This is a genomic window from Bradyrhizobium uaiense (genome assembly GCF_010811875.1).
Classification (GTDB): domain Bacteria; phylum Pseudomonadota; class Alphaproteobacteria; order Rhizobiales; family Xanthobacteraceae; genus Bradyrhizobium; species Bradyrhizobium uaiense.
This window is the reverse complement of record NZ_VKHP01000445.1, coordinates 1-2,625: the sequence shown is the minus strand read 5'-3', so window position 1 is coordinate 2,625 and position 2,625 is coordinate 1. Positions and strand designations below refer to the sequence as shown.

Below are 2,625 nucleotides of genomic sequence, written 5' to 3'. Positions count from 1 at the left end.
CCATTGCGGTACGAGTTCCCGTCGTCGCCCACGCTGCTGCGGTCCTCGCGCTGCATATCGGGTTCCAGGAGTTCCGGGCGTTTGGCAGCAGCATCGGCTCCGGTCCATCGGCCTTCTTCGGTCTGACGATTGGCGCCATCCACCTTGTGATCCTACGTGATGTCTGGCTGATCTTTCAGCTTGCGCGGCGTGGCGAACACATCGGAAAGCATGAGTTCGATCTGCTTCTGTCCGGTCGTGGCTTGCTGTCCCGGCTCTTGTGCCCGCTGTTTCGCATGGTGACGGCGAGCTGGCAGATGTTTGCGATCGGTCTGTTGTTCGGCCTCGGATTCGATACCGCGACGGAAATCAGCCTTTTCACCGTCGCAGCCGGGCAGGCTTCGGGAGGGCTGGACTTCAGTACGGTAATGATATTTCCGGCTCTCTTCACCGCAGGCATGATGCTCGTCGATACGACCGACAGCGTCTTGATGGTCGGCGCGTATGGCTGGGCTTTCCTCAATCCGATCCGCAAGATCTGGTACAATCTGACCATTACGGCCATCTCAGTCGTCGTGGCGCTGCTGATCGGCGGCATCGAGGTACTCGGCCTGCTCGCCAACAAATTGGCGCTTGAAGGCACCTTCTGGAGCGCAGTGGACGATCTCAACGGGAGCTTGGCCAATTTCGGCTATCTCGTGGTCGGCATCTTCCTGGCCAGTTGGGCGCTGTCATTTGCGATCTATCGCTGGCAAGGACTCGAAAAGCCGCTCAAGCCGGGGTGAACTCATACAACCAGATGGGCTTCGGCACGCAGAGGCCTCCAAGCTTATGCGCGACCCGATGCGCGAAAGCATCTCGGTCGACGAGTCTCCGCTCGTTGTGATGCGGCATGAGGAGCTCCTGCATGATTGATCCCTCTAGTCTCAGACTTGACAGTTTTGTGGGGATAGGATTGTCGCCACAAGCGGGGCTAAACTGAGCCACGCCAGGTCCGGCGGAGGCCATTTGGCTCAACGAATGCCACAGCTGTCCCTCATCGTTGATAGTAGACATTATGTCTGGTGGCTCCCGAGCTGCAGGGGCACCGGTACAAACGACATCAGGCGGATGCGCGTTCCAAAGCACAGCAAGGTAGACGGTTGGATCGTGACGGTCGTCATCAAGAAAAATGGCTATGACAAACGGCTTCAAGCACGCAAGCTGCGTGACTGGTGTCGCCGGCGCGACCGAAGCCGTGGCTGACCAAGAAGGCGAGCATGCCAATGCCGCAATCCTCAGCTGTCCGATGCAAGAGGGCAACTGCGACGGTCCGCGTTCGGCCGACGCGACTATCGTTGCACATGATGGACAAGATCGAGCTAATTATCGCGCGTCTTCGGCGTCATTAGCTCCGTGCGTCTGACATCGAACAATGTCGGGTTCAATACCGCCGGCCCAAAAGCGACATCGAAATGGCCGATTGCAGGCGTTCAAAACTGCATTTGCGCTCCATGGCCAAGCGCGGTTAGTCCCGGCGCTCCACTGGTTCGCTGTGTCCGCAATCGCCGGCGGAGTGGCTTGGTCGTGGGACTAGAACCAGAAACTTCCGATATTGAGCCGAGCGTCGCCGATGAAAGAGCGGCAACACCTCTGAGGACATCAGTCATCGTCTGGCCTACCGCACATCTGGGCTACTCCGCTTCTCCGCCTTTCGATGTCGTGAAATGTTGGCATCGCTCTTGCTGGTGCACAACAGACTCAGTCGAATGCTTAAGAAGTCGCTCAAGGGACTCGTGCCGCGTGATCAACTGCTTCGTTTTCCGTCGAACGGCTATACATGTCCGGCAAGCGCCTCGAGGAACGAAACGTCCGCGTTTTCGACGCGTCGAGCTCTGATCGACGGCTCGCTAATCGTCGCTAGAGGTGACCAGACGTTGGTTCATCAACTCAGGTGTACTGACCAGCTCCTGCATTTGAAGCGACCGCGGATCGGCCTGCCTACCTCAGGACTGCGGATAGATAGCTATGATTTTTTTATCGACGACGATCGACGCGGTACACGACCAATGTGGGAATGGGACAATCGAAGACGATCTCGGAGGCGCACCGCGGCAGCGCCACCAGTCTGCGCTGCAGCGTGCGCACTTTCTCGGAACTGATCGCACGAGTTGGAGGGGTGGACGCAGGTGCAGAATGAATCTGGGATCAGGCGGCGGGATCTGCTCGCGCTGATCGGGACCATCGCCGGCAGCTCGGCGATGTATCAGGCGATGATGAGCCTCGGCTTCGCATCCGAGTCCGCCTACAAGGGGCCGCTCAAGCTCGCGGGCGACGTGAAGGGCGCTTCCGTGCTGATTCTTGGCGCTGGTCTTGCCGGGATGACGGCGGCGCTCGAACTGCGCAAGGCCGGCTACAGGGTCCAGATCCTCGAATTCAACGGCCGCGCCGGCGGCCGCAACTGGTCGATCCGCGGCGGTGACAGCTTTACCGAGCTTGGCGGCTTCAGGCAGACCTGCCAGTTCGAGCAGGGGCTCTATCTCAATCCCGGCCCGTGGCGGATTCCCTATCATCATCGCGCGCTGCTCGATTACTGCCGTCGGCTCAACGTGACGCTGGAACCCTTCATCCAGCTCAACCACAATGCCTATCTGCACGCGACGCGCG

Annotated in this window: 2 protein-coding genes; both read left to right on the top strand. The window is 59.3% G+C overall.

The window, feature by feature from the left end; translation table 11 throughout:
• Positions 1–764 (top strand): HoxN/HupN/NixA family nickel/cobalt transporter (locus tag FNJ47_RS45510; RefSeq protein WP_163163256.1); only part of this gene is annotated, 764 nt, incomplete at its 5' end.
• A 1,383-nt stretch (positions 765–2,147) separates the two neighbouring features.
• Positions 2,148–2,625: FAD-dependent oxidoreductase (locus FNJ47_RS45505; protein WP_163163254.1), on the top strand; the 478-nt coding region annotated here is incomplete at its 3' end.